This is a genomic window from Mycobacterium sp. NGS69 (assembly GCF_059812165.1).
In genome coordinates, this window is record NZ_JCALCD010000001.1 from 265,596 (window position 1) to 288,814 (window position 23,219).

General features: G+C 68.3%; 25 protein-coding genes and 1 pseudogene. 12 read left to right on the forward strand and 14 right to left on the reverse strand.

Annotated elements, in window-relative coordinates; translation table 11 throughout:
- Nucleotides 1-39: 39 nt before the first annotated feature.
- The 4 genes from AC5Y2S_RS01410 to AC5Y2S_RS01425 are packed head-to-tail and all read left to right on the forward strand — an operon-like array spanning nt 40 to nt 3,557.
- The gene (locus AC5Y2S_RS01410; RefSeq protein ID WP_499953330.1) at nt 40-936 is read left to right on the forward strand and encodes a DUF427 domain-containing protein; all 897 of its coding nucleotides are present in this window, start codon (nt 40-42) and stop codon (nt 934-936) included.
- Entirely contained in the window at nt 933-1,628 is a 696-nt protein-coding gene (locus tag AC5Y2S_RS01415) for a haloacid dehalogenase type II (RefSeq protein WP_499953331.1), read from the forward strand. Before AC5Y2S_RS01410 ends, AC5Y2S_RS01415 begins: the two co-directional genes overlap by 4 nt.
- A 3-nt stretch (nt 1,629-1,631) precedes the next feature.
- Nucleotides 1,632-3,086: a dihydrolipoyl dehydrogenase family protein gene (locus tag AC5Y2S_RS01420; RefSeq protein ID WP_499953332.1), complete on the forward strand. Its 1,455-nt coding sequence runs from the start codon at nt 1,632-1,634 to the stop codon at nt 3,084-3,086.
- Nucleotides 3,087-3,089: 3 nt separating this feature from the next.
- The gene (locus AC5Y2S_RS01425; RefSeq protein ID WP_499953334.1) at nt 3,090-3,557 is read left to right on the forward strand and encodes a cupin domain-containing protein; all 468 of its coding nucleotides are present in this window, start codon (nt 3,090-3,092) and stop codon (nt 3,555-3,557) included.
- Here AC5Y2S_RS01425 and AC5Y2S_RS01430 read toward each other — a convergent pair.
- Complete coding sequence (locus tag AC5Y2S_RS01430; RefSeq protein WP_499953336.1) at nt 3,551-3,952, reverse strand: VOC family protein; 402 nt, start codon at nt 3,950-3,952, stop codon at nt 3,551-3,553. The genes AC5Y2S_RS01425 and AC5Y2S_RS01430 overlap by 7 nt on opposite strands.
- 107 nt (nt 3,953-4,059) lie before the next feature.
- On the opposite strand from AC5Y2S_RS01430, the gene AC5Y2S_RS01435 reads away from it, so the two are divergent.
- A complete protein-coding gene (locus AC5Y2S_RS01435; RefSeq protein ID WP_499953337.1) occupies nt 4,060-4,527 on the forward strand; it encodes a YbjN domain-containing protein in 468 nt (155 codons plus the stop codon).
- Nucleotides 4,528-4,637: 110 nt separating this feature from the next.
- Nucleotides 4,638-5,453, forward strand: coding sequence for a lysophospholipid acyltransferase family protein (locus AC5Y2S_RS01440; RefSeq protein WP_499953338.1), 816 nt, complete (start codon nt 4,638-4,640; stop codon nt 5,451-5,453).
- A 27-nt stretch (nt 5,454-5,480) separates the two neighbouring features.
- Here AC5Y2S_RS01440 and purQ read toward each other — a convergent pair whose 3' ends face one another.
- The 3 genes from purQ to AC5Y2S_RS01455 are packed head-to-tail and all read right to left on the reverse strand — an operon-like array spanning nt 5,481 to nt 7,171.
- A complete protein-coding gene (purQ, locus tag AC5Y2S_RS01445) occupies nt 5,481-6,155 on the reverse strand; it encodes a phosphoribosylformylglycinamidine synthase subunit PurQ (RefSeq protein WP_499903689.1) in 675 nt (224 codons plus the stop codon).
- On the reverse strand, nt 6,152-6,391 hold the full coding sequence (gene purS, locus AC5Y2S_RS01450) for a phosphoribosylformylglycinamidine synthase subunit PurS (protein ID WP_499903690.1): 240 nt from the start codon (nt 6,389-6,391) through the stop codon (nt 6,152-6,154). The genes purQ and purS overlap by 4 nt, the downstream gene beginning before the upstream one ends.
- 48 nt (nt 6,392-6,439) lie before the next feature.
- The gene (locus AC5Y2S_RS01455; protein ID WP_499953340.1) at nt 6,440-7,171 is read right to left on the reverse strand and encodes an ATPase; all 732 of its coding nucleotides are present in this window, start codon (nt 7,169-7,171) and stop codon (nt 6,440-6,442) included.
- On the opposite strand from AC5Y2S_RS01455, the gene AC5Y2S_RS01460 reads away from it, so the two are divergent.
- Nucleotides 7,148-7,786 (forward strand): MBL fold metallo-hydrolase, encoded by a 639-nt coding sequence (locus AC5Y2S_RS01460; RefSeq protein WP_499953341.1) that lies wholly within the window; start codon nt 7,148-7,150, stop codon nt 7,784-7,786. The two genes, AC5Y2S_RS01455 and AC5Y2S_RS01460, sit on opposite strands and share 24 nt — an antisense overlap.
- A gap of 92 nt (nt 7,787-7,878) precedes the next feature.
- Here the strand turns inward: AC5Y2S_RS01460 and AC5Y2S_RS01465 are convergent, their stop codons facing one another.
- Together AC5Y2S_RS01465 and AC5Y2S_RS01470 are read right to left on the reverse strand one after the other, a co-directional pair.
- Nucleotides 7,879-9,543 carry an FAD-binding dehydrogenase gene (locus AC5Y2S_RS01465; RefSeq protein ID WP_499953343.1) on the reverse strand — a complete coding sequence of 555 codons (1,665 nt, stop codon included), beginning with the start codon at nt 9,541-9,543 and terminating at the stop codon, nt 7,879-7,881.
- Nucleotides 9,544-9,591: 48 nt separating this feature from the next.
- The gene (locus AC5Y2S_RS01470) at nt 9,592-10,296 is read right to left on the reverse strand and encodes a DUF2334 domain-containing protein (RefSeq protein ID WP_499953345.1); all 705 of its coding nucleotides are present in this window, start codon (nt 10,294-10,296) and stop codon (nt 9,592-9,594) included.
- Nucleotides 10,297-10,479: 183 nt separating this feature from the next.
- Here AC5Y2S_RS01470 and AC5Y2S_RS01475 point away from each other — a divergent pair, with 183 nt between their 5' ends.
- Nucleotides 10,480-12,072, forward strand: coding sequence for a DHA2 family efflux MFS transporter permease subunit (locus AC5Y2S_RS01475; protein WP_499903695.1), 1,593 nt, complete (start codon nt 10,480-10,482; stop codon nt 12,070-12,072).
- Here AC5Y2S_RS01475 and AC5Y2S_RS01480 read toward each other — a convergent pair.
- Complete coding sequence (locus AC5Y2S_RS01480) at nt 12,069-12,632, reverse strand: TetR/AcrR family transcriptional regulator (RefSeq protein ID WP_499953346.1); 564 nt, start codon at nt 12,630-12,632, stop codon at nt 12,069-12,071. The genes AC5Y2S_RS01475 and AC5Y2S_RS01480 overlap by 4 nt on opposite strands.
- Before the next feature lie 95 nt (nt 12,633-12,727).
- Here AC5Y2S_RS01480 and AC5Y2S_RS01485 point away from each other — a divergent pair, with 95 nt between their 5' ends.
- Nucleotides 12,728-13,174 carry a DoxX family protein gene (locus AC5Y2S_RS01485; RefSeq protein ID WP_499953348.1) on the forward strand — a complete coding sequence of 149 codons (447 nt, stop codon included), beginning with the start codon at nt 12,728-12,730 and terminating at the stop codon, nt 13,172-13,174.
- On the opposite strand, the gene AC5Y2S_RS01490 is transcribed toward AC5Y2S_RS01485, so the two are convergent.
- Nucleotides 13,103-15,265 carry a S9 family peptidase gene (locus AC5Y2S_RS01490; RefSeq protein ID WP_499953349.1) on the reverse strand — a complete coding sequence of 721 codons (2,163 nt, stop codon included), beginning with the start codon at nt 15,263-15,265 and terminating at the stop codon, nt 13,103-13,105. The genes AC5Y2S_RS01485 and AC5Y2S_RS01490 overlap by 72 nt on opposite strands.
- Nucleotides 15,262-16,167, reverse strand: coding sequence for a phosphoribosylaminoimidazolesuccinocarboxamide synthase (locus tag AC5Y2S_RS01495; RefSeq protein ID WP_499953351.1), 906 nt, complete (start codon nt 16,165-16,167; stop codon nt 15,262-15,264). The genes AC5Y2S_RS01490 and AC5Y2S_RS01495 overlap by 4 nt, the downstream gene beginning before the upstream one ends.
- Nucleotides 16,168-16,227: 60 nt before the next feature.
- Here AC5Y2S_RS01495 and AC5Y2S_RS01500 point away from each other — a divergent pair, with 60 nt between their 5' ends.
- The gene (locus tag AC5Y2S_RS01500) at nt 16,228-16,848 is read left to right on the forward strand and encodes a hypothetical protein (protein WP_499954314.1); all 621 of its coding nucleotides are present in this window, start codon (nt 16,228-16,230) and stop codon (nt 16,846-16,848) included.
- Nucleotides 16,849-16,852: 4 nt separating this feature from the next.
- On the opposite strand, the gene AC5Y2S_RS01505 is transcribed toward AC5Y2S_RS01500, so the two are convergent.
- From AC5Y2S_RS01505 to purB, 4 genes and pseudogenes are all read right to left on the reverse strand, one after another.
- Nucleotides 16,853-17,809: an alpha/beta hydrolase gene (locus AC5Y2S_RS01505; protein ID WP_499953352.1), complete on the reverse strand. Its 957-nt coding sequence runs from the start codon at nt 17,807-17,809 to the stop codon at nt 16,853-16,855.
- A 55-nt stretch (nt 17,810-17,864) separates the two neighbouring features.
- Nucleotides 17,865-18,038, reverse strand: a pseudogene (locus tag AC5Y2S_RS01510) (tellurite resistance/C4-dicarboxylate transporter family protein); the annotation flags it as partial.
- A gap of 106 nt (nt 18,039-18,144) precedes the next feature.
- Nucleotides 18,145-19,389, reverse strand: coding sequence for a cytochrome P450 (locus AC5Y2S_RS01515; RefSeq protein WP_499953354.1), 1,245 nt, complete (start codon nt 19,387-19,389; stop codon nt 18,145-18,147).
- Entirely contained in the window at nt 19,386-20,804 is a 1,419-nt protein-coding gene (purB, locus tag AC5Y2S_RS01520; RefSeq protein WP_499953356.1) for an adenylosuccinate lyase, read from the reverse strand. Before purB ends, AC5Y2S_RS01515 begins: the two co-directional genes overlap by 4 nt.
- A 38-nt stretch (nt 20,805-20,842) precedes the next feature.
- Here purB and AC5Y2S_RS01525 point away from each other — a divergent pair, with 38 nt between their 5' ends.
- The gene (locus AC5Y2S_RS01525) at nt 20,843-21,577 is read left to right on the forward strand and encodes a DUF429 domain-containing protein (protein ID WP_499953358.1); all 735 of its coding nucleotides are present in this window, start codon (nt 20,843-20,845) and stop codon (nt 21,575-21,577) included.
- A 4-nt stretch (nt 21,578-21,581) separates the two neighbouring features.
- Here AC5Y2S_RS01525 and AC5Y2S_RS01530 read toward each other — a convergent pair whose 3' ends face one another.
- Nucleotides 21,582-22,199, reverse strand: coding sequence for a TetR/AcrR family transcriptional regulator (locus AC5Y2S_RS01530; protein ID WP_067011242.1), 618 nt, complete (start codon nt 22,197-22,199; stop codon nt 21,582-21,584).
- A 61-nt stretch (nt 22,200-22,260) separates the two neighbouring features.
- Here AC5Y2S_RS01530 and AC5Y2S_RS01535 point away from each other — a divergent pair, with 61 nt between their 5' ends.
- Nucleotides 22,261-23,178, forward strand: coding sequence for an alpha/beta hydrolase (locus AC5Y2S_RS01535; RefSeq protein WP_499953359.1), 918 nt, complete (start codon nt 22,261-22,263; stop codon nt 23,176-23,178).
- Nucleotides 23,179-23,219: the final 41 nt, after the last annotated feature.

A 23,219-nucleotide genomic window follows, 5' to 3' on the forward strand; every position in this document is an offset into this window, starting at 1 on the left:
TTCTCTGAGAATCACTTTCGCCAACGACGGGATACCAGGATGGGTTTGGCATGGCAACAAGGACCGTTAGCGTCCGGGTCGGTCGGGCATTTCCTCACCGAGCGGCCGCTGCCACCGCGGCTGCTGTTCGCCGAGCCGCTGCGCCGGCGCATGCGGGTGCGCTTCGCGGACCGATGGATCGCCGACAGCGAGGACGTCGTCCTGTTACACGAACCGGGCCGCTACCCGGTTGCCTACTTTCCCCTCGGTGACATCGAAGCGGGAATATTGGTCGCCGAGGACCGGGTCACCTCGCACCAAGACCTCGGCGAAACAGCGTGGTTCACCGTCAAAGCTGCGGACCGCGAGGCCCATCGCGGCTCGTGGCGACACACCGCACCGCCCCCTCACGCGGCGGTTCTGGACGGCCGGCTGGCATTCGCCTGGCGCGCGATGGACGCCTTCTACGAAGAAGACGAGCACATAGTGGGACATGCCGCCGATGCCTATCACCGCATCGACATCCGATCCGCGTCGCGGCATCTGGTCGTCCGGGACGGCGAGCAGGTGATCGCCGACACCAAGCATCCGTTGGCGCTGTACGAATCCGGCTTTGCGCCCCGCTGGTACGTCGCGCGCGAAGACATCAACGAAGCAGCACTCAAACTGGTTGATCTACAAACGTTTTGCCCCTATAAGGGGATATGCTCCTACTACGACATCGGCGGCCGCCAGCGCGCCGGGTGGTCCTACGTCAACGCCTGGCCCGAGGTAGGCCGGGTGACGAATCTGGTGTCCTTCGAACCCGACAAGATCGACGTGTATCTCGACGGCAAACAGCTACAGCTCGAACCCGGCCAAACCGTTCTCCCCCACGGCGTCGACCGGGGACTGGACCCCGATGAGGTGCTTCGCAAGACGCCCACCGGGAGAGCGCAAAGCCGCCAACCGACATGAACCCGGAGAATCGGCCGTCCGTTCTCGTCTTCGACGTCAATGAGACGCTCGTTGATATCGAGTCGTTGACACCGATTTTCGGCGATACGTTCGGTGACGAGCGAGTGCTGCGCGAATGGTTCGCGCAACTCGTCATGTACTCGATGACGATCACCCTGGCGGGCAATTACGTGGACTTTTCCACGCTGGCCCAGGGCGTGCTGCGCATGCTCGGCGACGTCTATCACGTGAATGTCACCGATGACGACCTGCGCCGCCTCAGGACCGGCTTGCTAACGATGCCGGCGCATCCGGACGCGGCGGACGGACTCGCCGCCCTGCGCGACAACGGATTCCGTTTGGTCACCCTGACCAACTCGCCGCCCAACCCGAACGGGCCCACGGTGCTGCAGAATTCGGGCCTGGCCAGCTTTTTCGAACACCAGTTGAGCGTCGACGCCTGCCACGCATTCAAGCCCGCTCCGGCGGTGTACCGGCACGTGTGCGACACACTCGGGGTGGCGCCCGCCGAATGCATGATGGTGGCCGCCCACGTGTGGGACACCCTCGGCGCGCAACACGTCGGCTTCAGCTCCGCTCTCATCACCCGGCCCGGCAACCCGCCGCTGCCGGTTGACGGGCTGCCACAACCGGACCTCGTGGTGAGCGACATCCGCGAGCTGGCCGAGCGACTGATCGAGAGGAGGCGCTGACATATGGCAGCGGTCATCGAACAGGACTACGACGTGGTCGTGCTCGGCGCCGGGCCGATCGGTCAGAATGCCGCGGAGCGTGCGCGTGCGGCGGGTCTCAGTGTCGCGGTGGTCGAGCGCGAGCTCGTCGGCGGCGAATGTTCGTATTGGGCGTGCGTGCCCAGTAAAGCGTTGCTGCGCCCGGTGATTGCCGTTGCGGACGCCCGACGGGTCGACGGCGCGCGCGAGGCGGTCGGCGGTTCCATCAGCAGCGCGGGCGTCTTCGGCCGCCGCAACCGCTATGTCACCGATTGGGACGACACCGGCCAGGCGGATTGGGTGGGCGGAATCGGCGCGACGCTGATCCGCGGGCATGGGCGGCTGGACGGTCCGCGACGAGTCACTGTCACCGCCCAAGACGGCGAGCGGACGGAGCTGGGCGCGCGGCACGCGGTCGTGGTCTGCACCGGGAGCCGGCCCGCGCTGCCCGAATTGCCCGGCATGGCCGAGGCCAGACCGTGGACCAACCGTCAGGCCACCGACAGCAGCCACGTCCCGATGCGGCTCGCCGTCGTCGGTGCCGGCGGCGTGGGCGTCGAAATGGCCACGGCCTGGCAAGGATTGGGCTCGAAGGTTACCCTCCTCGCCCGGGGCTCTGGCCTGTTGCCCCGCATGGAGCCATTCGTGGGCGAACTCATCGCCCGCGGGCTCGTCGGGGCGGGCGTGGACGTCCGCGTAGGAACATCGGTCCGGGCGCTGCGCCGGCCCGATGGCGCCCGAGTGGTCCTCGAATTGGGCGATGGATCCGAATTGGAAGTCGACGAGGTGCTTTTCGCCACGGGCCGGGCGCCGCTCACCGACGACATCGGTCTCGACACAGTGGGGCTGACGCCGGGCGGTTGGCTCGACGTCGACGACACCTGCCGCGTGCGGGCCGTCGAGGACGGCTGGCTGTATGCGGCGGGCGACGTCAATCACCGGGCCCTGCTGACCCATCAGGGCAAATACCAAGGACGCATCGCCGGTGCGGCCATCGGGGCCCGCGCGTCGGGAAAGCCGCTGGACACCGCGCCGTGGGGCATGCACGCGACTACCGCCGACCATCACGCCGTCCCGCAGGCCTTCTTCACCGACCCGGAAGCCGCCGCGGTCGGCCTGACCGCGCGGGAGGCCCAGGAAGCCGGACACCGCGTCCGTATCGTCGACGTGGAAATCGGCGACGTGGTGATGGGGGCCAAGCTCTACGCCGACGGCTACACCGGTCGGGCGCGGATGGTGGTCAATGCGGATCGGGGCCACCTGCTCGGCGTCACGATGGTCGGACCCGGGGTCACCGAAATGCTGCATTCGGCGACCATCGCCGTCGCGGGCCAGGTGCCCGTCGACCGGCTGTGGCATGCCGTGCCGTGCTTCCCGACGATCAGCGAAGTGTGGCTGAGACTGCTCGAGGCATATCGGGACTCGACGGACGATAATTGACCCATGGCGACCGCAGACGGATTTCACCCCGACTTCGACGACGCGACCACCGAGGTGACGCGCCACCGCGTGCACCACATCAAGGCGGCGGACCTCAGTTCCGACACCGCTCAATCGGAAGGACTGCGCCGCTTCGCCGCCCTGTCCGGCAAGTCGGTCGGTGCGGAGAAGCTGTGGATGGGTGAGACACACGCCGCACCGAGTTCCGCTTCGGACAACCACCATCACGGCGAATCGGAGACCGCGATCTACGTCCGACGCGGCAACCCGGAGTTCGTCTTCCACGACGGCGTCCAAGAGGTGCGCATCGCGACCGCGCCCGGCGACTACATCTTCATCCCGCCGTATCTGCCGCACCGGGAAGAGAATCCCGATCCGAACTCCCCCGCGGAAGTCGTGATCGCGCGCAGCAGCCAAGAGGCCATCGTCATCAACCTGCCCGAGCTGTATCCGCTGAAAGACGCTCAGTAGACGGCGATTTCGATGAGGTTTCCGTCGACGTCACGGCAGTAGTGCGAGGTCATCGGCCCCAGCGCCCCGACCTTGGTTACCGGCCCCGAGACGATGTCGACCCCGCACGCGGCGAGGTGGGCACGAACGTCGTCCGGCGTCGCCCGCGTGACGAAGCACAGGTCCGCGGAGCCGGCGGCTTCGACGGATCCGGTCACCCAGTCCGGATCGTCGGCCAGCGCCCCGACCGGTCGCAGATTGAGCTTCTGGTCCCCGAACGACACGGCGATTCGTTGCGACGGTCCGAACGTCTCCCGCCTCATGCCCAGTACCCGCTCGTACCACGAAGCGGTAGCCTCAACATCGTTGCAGTTCAACACGATATGGTCGATACGTTCCACCGCGAAACCCACCATCGACCCTCCTCGGAATCCCCTCGCTCAGCCAATTCTCAACATATTCTTCGGTCCCGGCTAGCTCGGCTCAAAGGATCCGCAAAGCCAATGGCCTCACCATCGATCTCATGACTACCGAACCGGTCTGCGCGAACCTGGTCGAACGCTATCTGTGCACGCGCGGCAGCCGGTATTTCCGGGGCCGGCACGACGGCGAGTTTTTCTACGTCGCCAACACTCGTCCGCGGCGGCTGCATGTCCACCTCGAGGTCTGCCCGACGCAGGGCGACGTGCTGATCATTCGCCTGACGCCCGCGTGCTTCTTCCCCGCCGCCGACCGTCCCTGGCTGATGCACTTCGCCGACACCTGGAACGCGCAGGACCGTGAGGTCACCGCCGTCGTCCACGGCTCGTCCGACCCGGACCGCATCGGCGTGGTGGCGCGCAGGTCGCAATGGATCCGCAAGGGCGCCTCCTTCGAGGAGTTTGCCGCATTCGTCGACGCCGCCATCGCGGACGCGATCGACCTCTTCGGTCAGTTGGCCCCCGTCGTCGAGTTTCAGCCGACCTCCGCGTTGGTGTGTGACGCCGGCTGAGAGGCGGCGCCGAGCGTAGCGTCATGGCGAAATTGTGGGCGGTATTTCGCGGTGGCGTTACGTTCGGCGCCTAGGTTTAGGGCCCCTGTCACATCGGCAATCCGTAGCGAATGGCAGGTGCGCAACGGCGGGCGGTCCAGAATCGCGAAACCGCCAAATGGGACCCGGACTTCACCCGAAGGGTCGCCGAAGCCCTGGGTCCCCTCGTCAAGCGGTGGTACCGCGCCGAGGTGCGAAATCTCGAGAACGTCCCGTCGACCGGCGGGGCGCTGGTGGTGTCCAATCACTCGGGCGGCATGTTCACGCCGGACGTGTTCATTTTCTCGCCGGCGTTCTACGACAAGTTCGGCTACGACCGCCCCGTGTACACCCTTGCCCATTACGGCCTGTTCATCGGCCCCCTGGACGGTTGGCTGCGCCGCCTCGGCGTCATCGAGGCGAGCCGGGAAAACGCCGCCGCGGCGTTGCACTCAGGCGCGATCGTCCTGGTTTTCCCGGGCGGGGACTACGACGCCTACCGGCCCACCTTCAACGCGAACATCGTCGACTTCGACGGGCGCACCGGATACGTGCGGACCGCCATCGAAGCCGGGGTGCCGATCGTGCCGACCGTGTCCATCGGCGCACAGGAGACCCAGCTGTTTTTGACCCGCGGCAACTGGCTGGCGCGCACGTTGCGACTCACCAAGGCCCGGATGAACATCCTGCCGGTCAGCTTCGGCCTCCCGTTCGGCCTGAGCGTGATCTTTCCGCCCAACCTGCCGCTGCCGGCCAAGATCGTCACCGAGGTGCTCGAACCCATCGAGGTCACCGCCCTCTTCGGCGAGAATCCCGACGTCGACGAGGTCGACATGCACGTGCGCGCGGTGATGGAGGCCGCGCTCCAGCGGCTCGCGGACCAGCGCCGGCTCCCTATCCTGGGCTGAAGTAAGCTGTGCGGCAGTAGTTTTCGGCTATGCGGCGAGCACGGCGTCCAGCGCCGAATAGAACAGGCCCAGGCCGTCGTCGGACGGTCCGGTCAGCGCCTCGATGGCGTGCTCGGGATGCGGCATCAGCCCGACGACGCGACCGTTGGCCGAGCTGATCCCGGCGATGTCACGCTGCGAGCCGTTGGGGTTGTCGTGGTAGCGGAAAACCACCCGGCCCTCGCCCTCCAGCTCGTCGAGCACGTTGGCGGGGGCGACGTAGCGGCCCTCGCCCGACTTCAGGGGCACCAGCAGGTCCGCACCGGGCTCGAAGCGCGAGGTCCATGCCGTCGAGGTCGAGGCCACCCGCAGCCACACGTCGCGGCACACGAAGTGCAAACCCGCGTTGCGCGTCAGGGCGCCGGGCAGCAGCCCCGCCTCGCAGATCACCTGAAAACCGTTGCAGATTCCCAATACCGGCATGCCGCGTCCCGCGGCGTCGACCACTTCGGCCATCACCGGGGCGAACCTGGCGATCGCGCCGGCGCGCAGGTAGTCGCCGTAGGAAAAGCCGCCGGGTACCACCACGGCGTCGACCCCCTTCAGGTCGGCGTCGGCGTGCCACAGACCGACCGCCTCGGCGCCGACGCGCCGCGCCGCGCGGGCGGCGTCCACATCGTCAAGCGTCCCGGGAAAGGTGATCACGCCGATCCGCGCCGTCACTGCGCCTCCCGGCTGATCGTCCAATCCTCGATCACGGTGTTGGCCAACAGCGATTCGGCGATCTCGGCGAGCTCCGCGTCGCCGATCGTGTCATCGACCTCGAGCTCAAATCTCTTGCCCTGCCTGACATCCGAGATACCGGGGTGGCCGAGCCGGCCCAGCGCGCCGACAATCGCCTGACCCTGCGGGTCCAGAATCTCCGCTTTGGGCATCACATGAACGACCACCCGGCTCACCGGCGCTCCTCCTCAGGGGTTTATCTGGGCCCCAACTCTACCGGCCGGTCACGGGCACGAGGCGATATAGGCGTCGCACAGCGGCGCGATCATGGAATTCAGCACCGGGTCGTCGGCCATCGCCGGCCAGGGCACCTGCGGCGGCCCCTGCGACCACAGCGTGAGCTCGCTGACCGTGCTGCTCGCCACGTGGGCCACCAGGTAGGTGTGCATGATGACCGGGCCGCTGACGACCGCGGCCATCCGGTTCGGCTCGTCGCTGGTGATCGACGGCGATTGCGCCGGGGCCCGTTGCTGGCAGCCGCGCAGGGCGGCGACCGCGTTGCTGAACACCGAGGCCGCTGTCGGCCCGCCGCGGGCCGTGTCACCGCGCCAGTGCAGGATTTCGGCCTGCAACTGCCACTGGCCGTCCGGGTGGGTGATCGTCACGCGCGCCGCGACCGCCGAAGCGCGGGCGTCCTGCGGTGCCTCCGGCGCGGCACACAGGTCCTCGAACCGAAACCTCGCCGTCCCGGTGCCCGTCAACGGAACCGACGAGCCGGCCAGCGCCGGCCAGTTGTACACCGAGTCCAGCGGCACCGCGCGCTGCTGGATCCAGGCGCTGTTCGGGATCTGGTCGCAGGTGGTCGGGCAAGTCTCCGGGTCTGCATGGGCGGGTACCGCGACGATCAGGGTCACCGCGAAGCCGCCCACAGCCAGCATCGCCGCCAGGATCACCCGCATCGGCATCACCCCCGTCAGGGCACAATCGTAAATATGCAACTTACGCACTTCGGCCATTCCTGCCTACTTGCCGAGTTCGACAACACGCGTGTGCTTTTTGATCCGGGTACCTTCGCGCACGGTTTCGAGGGAATCACCGGTCTCTCCGCCATCCTGATCACCCACCAGCACCCCGACCACGTCGACGTGAGCCGGTTGCCCTCGCTGCTCGAGGGTAACCCCGATGCGGCGCTCTACGCTGATCCGCAAACCACCGAGCAGCTGGGCACGCCCTGCCGGGCGGTACACGTCGGCGACGAGCTGCAGATCGGGGAGCTGACCGTCCGCGCAGTCGGCGGCCGGCACGCCGTGATCCATCCGGAAATCCCTGTGATAGAGAATATTTCGTTTCTCGTCGGCGACGGTGGGCATGCGGCGCGATTGATGCACCCCGGCGACGCGTTGTTCGTGCCCGACGAGCCGGTGGACGTGCTGGCCGCGCCGGCGGCGGCTCCATGGATGAAGATCGCCGAGGCCGTCGACTACCTGCGCGCGGTGGCGCCCGCTCGGGCGGTGCCCATCCACCAGGGGATCATCGCCCCCGACGCGCGGGGCATCTACTACGGCCGGCTGACCGAGATGACCACCACCGACTTCCAGGTGCTGCCCGAAGAAAGCGCGGTCACCTTCTAGCGCGAGAAGACGCAGAATCGCACGATTTCAGGCGGATCAGTGCGATTCTGCGTCTGGTGGCCGGGCAGGGCCCGGCGAACACCACTGGCGGATTACGAAATGTCGTCGGCGGCGCCGCGGCCCGCGGCGCGTCCGGAGAAGATGCAGCCGCCCAGAAACGTGCCCTCCAGCGCCCGGTAGCCGTGCACGCCGCCGCCGCCGAACCCGGCCACCTCGCCAGCGGCGTACAGCCCGGTGAGCGGGGTGCCGTCGGCCGTCAGCACCCGCCCGGCCAGGTCGGTCTCGATGCCGCCCAACGTCTTTCGCGTCAGGATGTGCAGCTTGACGGCGATCAGCGGCCCGGCCTTCGGATCGGTCAGCCGGTGCGGCGCCACCACCCGGCCCAGCCGGTCGCCCAGGTAGTCGCGCGCGGCGCGGATCGCGGTGATCTGGCCGTCCTTGCTGAACCGGTTGGCCACCTCGCGGTCCCGGGCGGTCACCTCGGCCTCCACCGTGGCGTAGTCCAGGGGTTCCACATCGGGCAGCTTGTTCATCGCGGTCACCAGCTCGCGCAGCGAGACCGCGCTGACGAAGTCCACGCCCCGGTCGATGAAGGCCTGCACCGGTGCCGGCGGTCCCGAGCTGGCCCGGTTGCGCAGCAGGTCGCGCACGCTCTGCCCGGTAAGATCGGGGTTCTGCTCCTGGCCGGAAAGGGCGAACTCCTTTTCAATGATCTTGGCGTTCAACACAAACCAGGTGTAGTCGTGCCCGGAGTTGGTGATGTGCTCGAGCGTGCCGAGGGTGTCGAAGCCGGGATACAGCGGCACCGGCAACCGCTTGCCGGACGCATCCAGCCATAGCGACGAGGGGCCGGGGATGATGCGGATGCCGTGCAGCGGCCAGATCGGGTCGTAGTTGGTGATGCCCTCGGTGTAATGCCACATCCGGTCGGGGTTGATCACCCGCGCGCCGGCCTGCTGGGAGATGCCGATCATCCTGCCGTCGACGTGCGCGGGCACGCCGCTGAGCAGCTGCTCGGGGACGCGGCCCATCCGCGTCGGCCAGTTTTTGCGCACCAGCTCGTGGTTTCCGCCAATGCCGCCGCTGGTGACGATCACCGCGGACGTCCGGAATTCGAATTGCCCCACCGCTTTTCGCGACGAAGGCACGCCGCGCGCCGCGGCCGAGGGCTCCAGCACGGTGCCGCGGACGCCGGTCACCGCATCACCCTCGGCAATCAGCTCGTCGACCTGGTGTCGGTGCGCAAAGCGCACCGACGAGCGATCCCGCAGCCGGCGCGCGAAGACCTCGACCAGGGCCGGCCCGGTACCCCAGGTGATATGGAAGCGGGGCACCGAATTGCCATGCCCCAGCGCCCCGTAACCCCCACGCTCGGCCCAGCCCACCAACGGGAAAATCTTCAGCCCCCGGGCGCGCAGCCAGCTGCGTTTCTCCCCCGCGGCGAAATCGACGTAGGCGTGCGCCCATTGGCGTGGCCAGTAGTCCTCGGGCCGGTCGAACGCGGCGGTGCCGAGCCAATCCTGCAGGGCCAATTCGTGGCTGTCGCGGATGCCCAGGCGGCGCTGCTCCGGGCTGTCGACAAAGAACAGCCCTCCGAACGACCAGAACGCCTGCCCACCCAGATTGGCGCTGTTCTCCTGGTCGAGGATCAGCACCCGCAGGCCGCGCTCCACCAACTCGCAGGCGGCCACCAGACCCGAAAGACCGGCACCGACGATGATCGCGTCAGCGGCGAAGCCCGCCGAGGAATCGCTCATGTCCGAACAGGGTAATGCGCCCGTCCGAAGAGCTGATCGGACGCCGGGTCAGGCCGCGTCGAGGACGGCCCGGTCCGACCGCCACCGGTAAACCGTCGGGGCGCAGCCGTGCATCGACGCCAGGTCGACGGCGTCCAGCATGGCCTGCAGCGGGCCGGGCTTGCGCAACTGGTGCGCGGCGACCGCGACCCGCACGATGCCGCCGCGGCGTGCGATCCGCTCCGCGGACAGCACGACCATGCGGCACCACCACGGCTCGGTCAGGAAGCCCTCGCCGATGCCCAGCACCCGGGTGCGTTCGGTGCTGTGCCGGACCAGGTCGGTGATGCCGTGCAGATCGGCGAGTAGCCGAAACCCGTTCTGCGGCAACGCCTTGACCACACCGGGGGAGACCACCCAGCCCGGTGCCGCGAAGAGCCGGGTGCGCAGCCCGAGGTGCTCGAGCACCCGGTCGGCGCCCGTCAGTCGGAGGTTGGCCTCGTGCGCCCGCAGCACCGCGAATTCGCCGCGACGCTTCTTGGTTGCGGGGTCGTCATAGCCGTGCAGCACGATGGCGTCACCGCCGGCCCGACGGGCGGTCAGCCACTCCACGGTGCGGGGGTCACGGTCGAGCCGATAGTCACCCTTGAGCCGGGGAGCTACCAGCAACGAAACCGGGACCTTGCGGGCGTCCATTTGCGCGCAGAACGCCTCGACGTCGCCCAGGGTACGTTCACCGATCCCCGAGACCGAGACGATCAATTTTCCAGACACACCCGCAGTTTGACGATTCCAGGTGTCGGGATGGTGAAGGACACGCAGACGGCAGGCGTATATCGGCCCAGGCCGCCAAGCCCGTCGGGGATGGCCAAGGGCTTGAGAATATCGCGAACGAGCCGCCCTGCCGGGGCCCCGGCAGCAAACGCGTTCCGGCACCTCGCCGTGGATCGATTCGATATGCTAAGCAACGTCATGGACAGCTCGCCGCCCACCGCTCTTCCTCAGCATCCGGGCGCTCATGTCTACCCGGACAAGCTGGACGCCAGGCTGTTCCGAGTCTCCGGGGTATGCCTGCTCGCCACCGTGATGGCGATCCTGGACGTCACCGTCGTCGCGGTTGCGCAACGCACCTTCATCGACCAGTTCGGCTCTTCTCAGGCCGTCGTCGCCTGGACGATGACCGCTTACACGCTGGCGCTGGCGACCGTGATTCCGTTGACCGGCTGGGCCGCCGACCGGTTCGGCACCAAACGGCTTTTCATGGGATCGGTGGTGGCGTTTGCGCTGGGCTCGCTGCTGTGTGCGGTGGCGTCAACGATCGTGCAGCTCATCGTGTTCCGCGTGGTGCAGGGCATCGGCGGCGGCATGCTGATGCCGCTGGGATTCGTGATCATGACCCGCGAGGCGGGTCCTCGGCGCCTCGGCCGTCTGATGTCGATACTGAGCATCCCCATGCTGCTCGCGCCGATCGGTGGGCCCATCCTGGGCGGCTGGCTCATCGACACCTCCAGCTGGAGGTGGATCTTCCTGATCAACCTGCCGATCGGGCTCCTGACGCTGATTCTGGCGGCGATCGTGTTCCCCGGGGATCACCCGTCGCGCTCGGAGACGTTCGACGTCGTCGGCGCGCTGCTGCTGTCACCCGGGCTGGCGACGTTCCTGTTCGCGGTGTCGTCGGTCCCGCGGTGTGGGACGGTGGCCGATCGTCGCGTCCTGATACCGGCGACCGTCGGCCTCGTGTTGATCGCCGCGTTCGTCGTGCATGCGCGGCGCCGTCTGGACCATCCGTTGATCGACCTGCGGCTGTTCCAAAACAAGGTGATCAGCCAGGCCAATGTGACGATGCTGCTGTTCGCCGCCGCTTTTTTTGGTGCGGGCCTGCTGCTGCCGAGCTACTTCCAGCAGGTGCTGCACCAAACGCCGATGCAGGCCGGCGTGCACTTGATCCCGCAGGGGCTGGGCGCGATGCTGACCATGCGGCTGACCGGCCCGGTGGTGGACAGGCAGGGCCCGGGCAAGATCGTGCTGATCGGCATCGCGCTTATTACCGTCGGAATGGGCGCCTTCGCGTTCGGGGTGGCCCGGCAGGCGGGCTACCTGCCCACGCTGCTGGTTGCCCTGGCGATCATGGGCCTGGGCATGGGTTGCACCATGATGCCGCTCTCCGTCGCATCGGTGCAGGCGCTCTCCCCGCACCAGATCGCCCGCGGCACAACGCTGATGAGCGTCAGCAATCAGGTGGGCGGTTCCATGGGAACCGCGTTGATGTCGATGATCCTCACCAATCAGTCCAACCGCAGCGAGAACATCTCCGCGGCCAACAAACTCGCGGCCCTGCAGCAGAAGGCGGCGGCCACCGGGGTGCCGGTCGACCCGGCCGCGATACCCCGCCAAGCGCTTGCGCCCGGCTTCTCCGGCGACGTGCTGCACGACCTTTCGCATGCGTACACAACGGTATTCGTGATCGCGGCCGTGTTGGTGACGCTGACGGTCATCCCGGCGATGTTCCTGCCGAAGCAGCCCGCGATCGTGACGGCCGGCGAGGATTAGCCGTCGAACAGCATGGTCGCGATCCGCATCACGGTGTCCATGGGATCGGCTTTTTTGATCTGAGCGTTGACGGTCTCGTTGAGCCACAGCGTTGAAAACCCGTGCACCAGTGACCAGGCCGCCAATTGGGCGGCGGCGGGATCGGCCCGCGCGTTGGGATCCCGCAACGTCGCGACCCCACGGGACAGCTCGGCCCCGGCGGCGGCCTCGGCCGCGGCCAGTTCGGCGTCCGAGGGGTCCAGGAGCGACCTGTTGAACATCACCTGATAGTGGCCGGGATGCTCGAGGGCGAACCGCACGTAGGCCACGGCGGCGTCGGTGAACCGGCCGCGGGCCTCGGTCAGCGCCCGGGTCAGCAAGCGGAAGCCCTCGGCGGCCAGCGCGGTGAACAACCCGCGCCGATCGGTGAAGTGGTGGGCGGGCGCGGCGTGCGATACGCCGGCGCTGCGGGCCAACTCCCGCAGCGAGATCCCGTCGGCGCCGCGTTCGGCCACCAGGCGCGCGGCCTCGGCGAGGATCACCGCGCGCAGGTCGCCGTGGTGGTAGTTGGGCCGGGTCACGGGGTCAGCATACCGACGGAACTTGACAGTGACTAGATACCCGGTTACCTTCGGATGCTAGAAATCTTGTCAGTGTCTAGATTGGAATGATTCAGATGGCCCCGTTGATCACGCTGCTGTTGAGCACCATCGCGGCCCGGAGCATCGGCTGGCTCGGCGTCGCCTACGTCAACAACTGGACGGCCGCGCTCGCCGTCGGCCTCGCGGCGATGTTCCTGCTGACCGGACTCGCGCACTTCGCGCCGCCGCTGCGGCGCGACCTCGTCGCGATCGTGCCGCCGCGCCTGCCCGCCCCCGGCTACCTGGTCACCATCACCGGACTGCTGGAGCTGACGGGGGCCGTGGGTTTGCTCGTTCCGGTGACCCGGGTGGCGGCCGCCGTGTGCCTCGCGGTGCTGATGCTGGCCATGTTCCCGGCCAACGTCTACGCCTCCCGGATGCCTGATCCGCCCAAGTCGATGACGACCCGGCTACCCCTGCGGGCCGCGATGCAGGTCGTCTTCCTGGCCGCCGCCGTAGCGGTCGCGGCCGGCAGCGGCTAGCAGCCAGGCGTACTGGAACGCGGTTTCCTGCCACGCCTTGTAGCGGCCGCTGACGCCGCCGTGCCCCGCGTTCATCTGGGTCTTCAACAGGATCGGGTTGCCGTCGGCGTTGGCGTGGCGCAGCGCCGCGACCCACTTGGCCGGCTCGACGTAGTAGACGCGGGTGTCGTTCAACGACGTCATCGCCAGGATGGCCGGATACCGTCTGGGCTCGACGTTCTCGTAGGGCGAATACGACTTCATGTACGAGTAAACATCGCTGTCGCTCAGCGGGTTTCCCCATTCGTCCCATTCGGTGACGGTCAGCGGCAAGGAGGGATCGAGGATGGTGGTCAGCGGGTCGACGAACGGGACCTGCGCGAGGATCCCGGCGAAGAGGTCCGGCGCCAGGTTCGCCACCGCACCCACCAGCAGGCCGCCCGCGCTGCCCCCGAGCGCGACCAGCTGCTGCGGTCGGGTCAGGCCCGAGTCAACCAAATGCCTTCCCACGGCCACGAAGTCGGTGAAGGTGTTCTTCTTCTCCAAGAGCTTGCCGTGCTCGTACCACAGCCGGCCCATCTCCCCGCCGCCGCGGACGTGGGCGATGGCGAACACCATGCCCCGGTCCAGCAACGACAGGCGGGCGATGGAAAAGCTTGGGTCGGTGCATATCTCGTATGCGCCGTAACCATAGAGCAGGGCCGGCGCAGGAAATTCGAGCCCGGCGCGGTGCACGATCGACACCGGGATCCGGGTCCCGTCGTCCGCGCTCACCCAGTCCCGCCGTTCCACGTAGTCGGCGGGCCGGTAGCCGCCGAGCACGGGTTGCTCGCGCAGCAACGTGCGCTCGCCGGTGGCGAGGTCGATGTCGTATACCTGCGCCGGGGTGACCAACGACCCCGCCCTAATCCGCAGCTTGGGCGAATCCCAGGTCGGATTGCCACCAAGCCCGCTCGACATCAGCTCCGAGTCGAACGAGATCTCCTCGGGTTCACCGTATTGTCCGTCGGAACCGATGGGCCACAGTTGAATTCGGGGCAACGCCTCGCGGCGGTAGCTGACCACCAGGTGACGGGCGAAGGCATCCAGTCCGTCGAGCCGGACGTCGTCGCGGTGCGGGATCAGGGTGCGCTGCCGCGTCGGATCGCTGACGGGCGCCTCGGTGAGCGTGAAGTTCACCGCGCCGTCGTTGTGCAGGATCAGGAATCGGTCCTGACCGCCGACCACCGCGTGCTCGACCGAATACTCGACGCCTTCGCGCCGTGGCAGCACGACGGCGAACGATGCCTGCGGGTCGGCGGAGTCGGCGTAGCGGATCTCGGAGGTGATGGACGAGCCCGCGGCGATGAACACGTACTTCTCGCTTCGGGTGAGCCCAACACCGAGCCAATACCGTTCGTCGGCTTCGTGATACACCAGCTCCGACGGCTCGCCTGCGCCGAGCCGGTAACGCCAGACCTTGTCGGGACGATGAGCCGGGTCCAGGGTCAGGTAGTACACCGTGCGGTTATCGGCCGCCCAGGTCGCTCCCGCCGCGATGTCGGCGATCTCGTCGGGGTACTGCTCGCCGGTGCGTAAGTCCCTGAACCGCAGGGTATAACGTTCGTCGCCGACGGTATCGACGGAGTACGCCAGCAGATTGCCGTCCAGGCTGACCATCGCGGCGCCCAGGGCGAAGAACTCGTGACCCTCGGCTTCTACGTTCGAGTCGAGCAGGACCTGCTCGCCGGGGATTTCGGTGTTCTCGTCGAGGACCGGCGGATCCCAGTCATCGGGATCGGCGACCGGGCAACGGCACTGGACTCGGTACTGCTTTCCCTCGAAGGTGCGCGCGTAGTACCACCAGTCGCCCTGCCGGGTCGGCACCGACAGATCCGTCTCCTTGGTGCGCGACTTGATCTCATCGAAGATCTTCTGCCGCAACGGTTCCAGGTGCGCCGTCATCGCGTCGACGTAGTCGTTCTCGGCCTCCAGGTAGCCGATGACCTCCGGGTCGGCCTTGTCGCGCAGCCATTCGTACGGATCGATGAAGACGTCACCGTGGAATTCCCGCCGGGTCTCCACCCGCTTCGCGACGGGCGGCGTGGGCGAGTCCAGTGCGGCGTCCGTCATGCGCCCGGGCCGATCCAGTCGCCGAAACTCAGGCCCGAAATGCGCTCGTACGCCTCGATGTAACGGCTCCGGGTGGCGTCGATGATGTCGTCGGGAAGCGGCGGCGGGGGCTGGGACCCGTGGCGAACCCAACCGGACTCGGGGCTGGTCAGCCAGTTGCGGACGAACTGCTTGTCGAAACTGGTCTGGACCACGCCGGCCCGGTAGTCGCGGGCCGGCCAGTACCGCGAGGAATCCGGGGTGAAGATCTCGTCGGCCAGCAGCAGGTTGCCGTCGCGGTCGGTGCCGAATTCGAACTTGGTGTCGGCGATGATGATTCCCCTCGTGAGCGCGTGGTCGGCGGCCTGAATGTAGATCTGCAGCGTGCGGTCGCGTAGCTGGTTGGCCCGCACCGCGCCCACCAACTCGATGACCCGGGCGAACGAAATGTTCTCGTCGTGGTCGCCCAACGCTGCCTTGGTCGCCGGCGTGAACAGCGGGTTCGCGAACTTGCTGGCCTCCACCAGCCCGGGTGGCAGCGCGATGCCGCAGACCTTGCCGGTCGCCTGGTAGTCCAACAACCCCGAGCCGGTCAGGTATCCGCGGGCCACGCACTCCACCGGAAGCATCTCGAGCCGGCGCACCACCAGCGCTCGGCCCAGCACCTCGTCGGGGATGCGCGGGTCGTCGGGCGGTCCGGCCAGGTGGTTGGGGGCTTGGGCAAGCTTCGAGACGAGGCCGAAGAAGAAGACGCTCATCGCGGTCAGAATGCGTCCCTTGTCCGGGATCGTGCTGTCGAGGACGTAGTCGTACGCGGAGATCCGGTCGCTCGCCACCAGCAGCAGGTGCTCATCGTCGACGCGGTAGATCTCGCGGACCTTGCCGCTGGCCAAATGCTCGTACTCGGACAGTGCAGGGCGCATCGAGCCAGCCTATCGGGCGCCGTACGGCGGGCCCTGTGCTGGTATTGCGCTATGACATCGCTGCCATCGCGGGTTCTGCCTTATGCCACCACGCCAGGCCGGCTGGCCGTCCAACTGTTCAGCGACTTCGCCATCTTCCTGTGGACGGCGCTGTGGCTGGTCGTCGGCACGGCCGTCTACGACGCCATCTCGACCATCGCCGAGGCCGGCCGGCAGGTCGAGATCGGCGCGAACGGGGTGGCGGGCAACCTGGCGTCGGCCGGCCAGGGCGCGCACAACATCCCGGTGGTCGGCGACGCGGTCAGCCAGCCACTCGCCTCGGCCAGCGCGGCCGCCCTCGACATCGCTGGGGCCGGACACAGCCTGGAGACCACCGCGGGCTGGCTCGCGGTGCTGGCGGCGCTCGCCGTCGTCGCGGTGCCGCTGCTCATCGTGGTCATCCCGTGGCTGTTGCTGCGGCTCCGGTTCTTCCGGCGCAAGTGGACCGTCAGCGGCCTGGCCGCGACGCCGGCCGGCGAACAGCTGCTGGCGCTACGGGCCCTGACCAACCGGGCGCCGCGCAAGCTGGCAGCGATCAGCGCGGACCCGGTCGGCGGGTGGCGGCACGAGGATCCGGCCACCATCCGGGCGCTGGCCGCGCTGGAACTACGGTCGGCCGGGATCGCCCTGCGCGCGCGCTAGCCCGCTATGCGCCGAGCGCGGGTCCGACGGTGGTGTGCCAGGACTCCTGCATCTCCGACTCGAAGAGGCCCCAGGTGTGCGAGCCCTCCGGACGGACGACGTAGGTGATCGGCACCCCCGCGGCGTTCGCGGCGTCGGCGAACCGCTTGGTGCTGTCCGCGGTAATGCGCTCGATCAGGCCGCCGGCGACGTTCGGGCCGAAGCCCGCGGGCAGCCGGTCCACGTCACCCACGCCGCCGCTGCCGGACGCGGCGGCGTAAACCGCGACGCCCCTCAGCTTCCCGGCGTTCTTGGACGGGTCGTGGGCCACCCAACCGGGGCCGCCCAGGGGTCCCCACATGTTCTCGGCGCTTTGGCCGCCACTCGCCAGGGTCAGCGCGACCTGTTGGGCCTCATCCGGATCGGAAACGGACGGAAAACCGCTGTAGGAAGCGACGGCCCGGTAGACGCCCGGCGCCTGAACGGCGTAGTCGATGGCGGTGCCGCCGGTGCTGGACAATCCGCCGACCGCGTTCTTGCCGTTGGCGTGGTACTGCGCGTTGATCAACGGGGGCAGTTCCCTGGTCATGTACGTCTGAAACTGCTTGCCGCCGTCGTTGACCCAGTTGGTCCACCAGCTGAAGGCACCGCCGAGGGGCGAGACGACGTTGACGTTCTTGTTGGCGAAGAATCCCTGGATGTCGGTGATCCCGAACCAAGCGCTGTTGTCGCCGCCGTCGATGCCGGGCAGCAGGTAGAAGGCGGGTGCACCCGCGTTGGGGGCCTTGTAGACATCGTTCACGATGACGGTGTTCATCGCGGGCGAGTACACGGAGACCTTGTCCCAACGGTCATTGATGTGCTGGATGTCGGTGATGTGCGCGCCCTGTGGCGGGTCCGCGGCGGCGACCGGAATCGCCAGCATCGGCAGCGCAGCGAGCAGTGCAACAACGAACGAGCGAACACGGGAAGATTTGGTCACGGGGAGATTATGCAGGTTCGTGTGTGGCAGATCACTTCGAGGCGCGAATTTGCGCTCATCGGCGGTCACCCACCGGCCGCCACAGGCGCAGCAGCCCGGCGATGGCCACAATCAGCCACGCCGCCAACGCGTCCCAGAAGAAGACCAGCGAAACCGTGGTCAGCCAACGCAGACCGATCTCGGCGGCCATGGCGTAGCTGGCGGCGGGGTACATGCCCAGCGGGAAGACCAGCACCCGTATCCGTGATCGCGCGCGCCGATCGACAAGATTCCGGTCGCCATCACCGCGGCGAACACATCGGGTGACGGCTCGGCATCGACGACCCGGAGCGTCACTATTCCTCGAGTAGCTCCACAACCAGGTGCCGAATGCCGGTGTGCCGATTGCTACGCGTCCATTCGACGGACCGGGCGACCCGCACACCGCCGAAGCGCGTCAGCAGTTCCTCGAACAGGACCCTCAGCTCCAGCCGGGCCAGATTGGCGCCCAGGCAATAATGGATCCCTTGGCCGAATCCCAAGTGCGGGTTCGGCTTCCGGTCGATGTCGAATTCGTCGGGGCGGTCGAACACGTCGGCGTCGCGGTTGGCCGAGCCCTCCCAGATCTGGACCTTCTGTCCCGCCCGCACGGCCTGGCCGCCGAGGGTGACGTCGCGGGTGGCGGTGCGCCGCTTCGACGGCGACGGCGACGTCCACCGCACCATCTCCTCGACCGCCGTCGGCAGCAGGCCGAAATCCGAACGCAGCGCGCGCAATTGCTCCGGGTGCTCGGCCAGCGCCAGCAGGCCGCCGGCGACGGCGTTGCGCGTCGTCTCCGCGCCCGCGCTGAACAGCAGGCTGAAGAACAGGTACAGCTCGAGATCGGAAAGCGCCGGCGCGTCCTCGTCGTCGACCGTGGCGTTCGCGACGACCGACAGCATGTCGTCGGTCGGCTCGGCGCGCTTGGCCGCGATCAGTTCCTGGCCGTAGGCGTACATCCGCGACCCGGCCTCGGCGTCGGACAGCTGCGACATCGTGGCCTTGCGCGAGCCGCCGAAGTCGAACTGCGGCTCGATGGCCTGGAACAGCCAATGGCGTTCGGATTCAGGCACTCCCAGCAGGATGCAGATCATCTGCATCGGCAGTTCGGCGGCGACGTCGACCAGGAAGTCGAGCGGTTCGCCCGGCACCACGGCGTCGAGCAGCCGGCGCGCCCGGGTCCGTAGGTCGTCCTCGACGCGGCCGATCATGCGCGGTGTCAGCCCGTAGCTGACGAGTCGCCGAATCTGAGTGTGGCGGGGGTCGTCCATCATGTTGAGCACCTGGCCCGCGATGGCCAGGTCCTGCAGCAGCGTGCCGCCGTATGGCCTTTGCCCACCGGTGACCGACGAGTACGTTGCCGGGTCCTTCAGCACCTCAAGGGTTTCCGCGTACGTGGCAACGGACCAGAAACCCTCGCCGTCGGGGGTGTTGTCGGTCGGCTCGTGCCAGAACACCGGCGCCTCTCGCCGGTGGACGGCAAACAGCTCGTGCGGGAACCCGCCGGCGAAATTGTCCAGGTCGGTGAAATCGATCCCCGAGAGCGAGCTCGCGAGCGTCACAGGATCGCGCCCGGGGTGTATTTGGCCGCGTCCGGGTAGCGGGTCACCAACGCTTCCACCGCCGCGACCACCTCGTCCACCTGGTCGCCGGCAGCCCCGGTGAACGCCTTCTTGTCGGCCAGCGCGGCGTCCAGCGCCGCGCGGTCCAGGGGCAGCCGCTCGTCGGCGGCCAAGCGGTCGAGCAGGTCCGGCTCGGCGCCCCGTTCCCGCATGGCCAGCGCCGTCGCGACCGCGTGTTCCCGGATCACGTGGTGGGCCGCCTCGCGACCCATGCCGGCGCGCACCGCGGCCATCAGTACCTTGGTGGTCGCCAGGAACGGCAGGTAACGATCCAGCTCGTGGGCGATCACCGCCGGGTAGGCGCCGAACTCGTCGAGCACGGTCAGGAACGTCTCGATCTGCCCGTCGATGGCAAAGAAGCTGTCCGGCAACGCAACTCGGCGGACCACCGAGCAGAACACGTCGCCCTCGTTCCACTGCGCGCCGGCCAGCTCGGCCGCCATCGATGCGTAGCCGCGCAGCACCACCTGCAACCCGTTGACCCGTTCGCAACTGCGGGTGTTCATCTTGTGCGGCATCGCCGACGAGCCGACCTGCCCTTCGGCGAACCCCTCGGTGACGAGTTCGTGCCCGGCCATCAGCCGGATGGTGTGCGCCATCGACGACGGGCCGGCGCCGAGCTGCACCAGCGCGGAGAGCACGTCGTGATCCAGCGAGCGCGGGTAGATTTGCCCGACGCTGGTCAAAACCGTTGCGAAGCCGAGAAAGTCGGCGATGTGTCCCTCGAGTTCGGTGAGCTTGGCCGCGTCCCCGCCGAGCAGGTCGAGCATGTCCTGCGCGGTGCCCATCGGGCCCTTGATGCCCCGCAGCGGGTAACGGTCGATCAGCTCCCCCAGCCGGCCCAACGCGATCAGCGTCTCCTGGGCCGCGGAGGCGAACCGCTTGCCCAACGTGGTGGCCTGCGCGGCGACGTTGTGGCTGCGTCCGGCCATCACCAGGTCGCGGTAGGTCAGAGCCCGTTCGGCGAGCCGCGCCGCCACCGCAACGCCGTGGGAGAAAACCAGTTCCAGCGACCGCCGGATCTGCAATTGCTCGACGTTCTCGGTGAGGTCGCGGCTGGTCATCCCCTTGTGCACGTGCTCGTGCCCGGCCAGCGCGTTGAATTCCTCGATGCGGGCCTTGACGTCGTGGCGCAGCGCGCGTTCGCGGTTGGCGATCGAGGCCAGGTCGACGTCGTCGAGCGCCCGCTCGTAGTCGGCGATCGCCTCGGCGGGAACGTCGACTCCGAGCTCGGCCTGGGCCCGCAGCACGGCCAGCCACAGCCGCCGCTCGGCGACGACCTTGGCCTCCGGCGACCAGATCGCAACCATTTCGGCGCTGGCGTACCGGGTGGCCAGCACGTTCGGAATGCTCACAAGCACACAGCTTACGGCGGCGGCCATACGCTGTGCGGGTGCACTTCGCCGGCGTGGACCTCGCCTGGGGCGGTCGCAAGCCGACCGGCGTCGCGGTGGTCGACGCCGCCGGCCATCTCGTGCAGCTCGGCGCCGCGCGCGACGACGCCGACGTGCTGGCCGCCTTGTCGCCCTACACCCGGGGCGATTGTCTGGTGGCGTTCGACGCGCCGCTGGTGGTGACCAACGCGAACGGCCAGCGGCCCGCCGAGGCGGCGCTCAACCGCGATTTCCGCAGGTTTGAGGCCGGCGCGCACCCATGCAACACCGCCAGGCCGGAGTTCGCCGAGACGCCCCGCGCGGCGCGGCTGGCCGCGGCGCTGGGCCTCGACCTGGACCCGCGGTCGTCGACCGCCCGGCGCGCCATCGAGGTCTACCCGCACGCGGCGACGGTCGTTGTGTTCCGGCTCGAGCGGACCCTCAAGTACAAGGCCAAACCGGGCCGCGACGTCGCGCGGCTCAAATCGGAACTGCTGCTGCTGATGGATGGCATCGAAAAGCTTGCCCATGCCGCGGTGCCGCTGCATGTCGAGAGCCACGGCGGCTGGGCGGAGCTGCGCCGGGAAGTCGTGGCCGCGCAACGCAAAAGCGAACTGCGCCGCGCGGAAGATCCGGTCGACGCCGTCGTCTGCGCCTACGTCGCGTTGTACGCCCAGCGCCGCCCGGCCGAAATCACGATCTATGGCGACGTGGCCACCGGATGCATCGTGACGCCGTCGCTGCCCCGCGGCTAAAGGGTCAGATCTGCACCGGGCGCGGGTCGATGGGCGCGAGCACGTCGACCAGTTCGACCACGGTCCCGAGCGCCGCGGCGGCCGGATCGCCGCCCTCGACCAGCGCGGCAACCACCGAGCCGTCGACGGCGCAGATGAGCGTGCACACCAGCTCGATGCGCACGGATCGGCCGGATCGCTCCAAAGCCTCGGCCACCGCCTCGGCGCGCTGGCGCAGGCTGCGGCGCATGGTCTCGCGCAGGGCGGGCAGGCGCGTGCAGGCGATGTGCCGCTCATATCGGGAGATCAGTTGCTCGGTCAGCGCCGGGTCCGACAAATCGCCAACCAGCAGGTCCGCCAGCACCTCAGCGGTGGTCTCGGGTCCGCGACGCCGCCGGGACATCGCATTGACCCGCGAGCGCAGCTGGGCGATCTCGATCATCCCGATGTGCTCGACGGCGCGCGCGATCAGGTCGTCCAGCGACGAGAAGTAGTAGGTGGTTGAGGCCAAGGGCAGGCCGGCGCGCCGGGCGACCGCCCGGTGCCGCACCGCTTCGAACCCGCCCTCGGCAAGCAGCTCGGCGGCGGCGCTGACGAGCGCATACCGTCGACGTTCTCCTTTTGGAGTAACTGCTGCAGTCACGAGTAGCCATCGTGCCAGCAAAAGTGGTACTGCATTGCCATTTTGGCCAAACGCCCATGGCATGATGGCCCGCATGCCCGACCTGAGCCGCCGAACCCTGCTCGGTCTCGGCGCCAGCGCGGCCATCGGTGCGACGGGAGCATACGCCCTCGACATCGTGTTCCAGCCCCGCACGTCACACGCCACGCCGGTGTCGACACGAGCGCCCCGGGCGCCGGTGGGACCCCCGCCACTCGCGCCGCCCGAGCCCGCCGCACCGGCCCAGCCTGCGCCGACGATGGTCACGGGCTCCTTCGTGTCGGCGGCGCGCGGCGGGGTCAGCACCAACTGGGCGATCGCGCGACCGCCCGGGCAGACCAAGGCCCTTCGGCCGGTTATCGCGCTGCACGGCAAGGGCAGCGACGCGTCCACCGTGATGGCGGGCGGGGTGGAGCAGGGCCTCGCACAGGCCGTCAACGCCGGGTTGCCGCCGTTCGCCGTGGTCGCCGTGGACGGCGGGGGCGGCTACTGGCACAAGAGGGCCTCCGGCGAGGACGCCGGGGCCATGGTGCTCGACGAGCTGATCCCGATGCTCGGGAGCCAGGACCTGGACACGTCACGACTGGGGTTTTTGGGCTGGTCGATGGGCGGCTACGGCGCCTTACTGCTCGGCGGGCGGCTGGGAGCCGGGCGCACCGCCGCGATCTGTGCGGTGAGCCCGGCGTTGTGGATGTCGTCCGGGGCCGCGGCGCCCGGCGCGTTCGACGGGCCCGACGACTTCGCGGCCAACTCGGTGTTCGGGATGCCGGCGCTGGCGTCGATCCCGATCCGGGTGGATTGCGGCGATAGCGACCCGTTCTACGGGGCGACTAAGCAGTTCATCGCGCAACTGCCCAACCCGCCCGCGGGCGGCTTCTCGCCTGGCGGGCACAACGGGGAGTTCTGGAGCTCGCAACTACCGGCCGAACTGACCTGGATGGCGCCGCTGCTGACGGCGTAGGCGCTCACCTTCGGCCGCGAGCCGAACCTCACTGCGAGAAA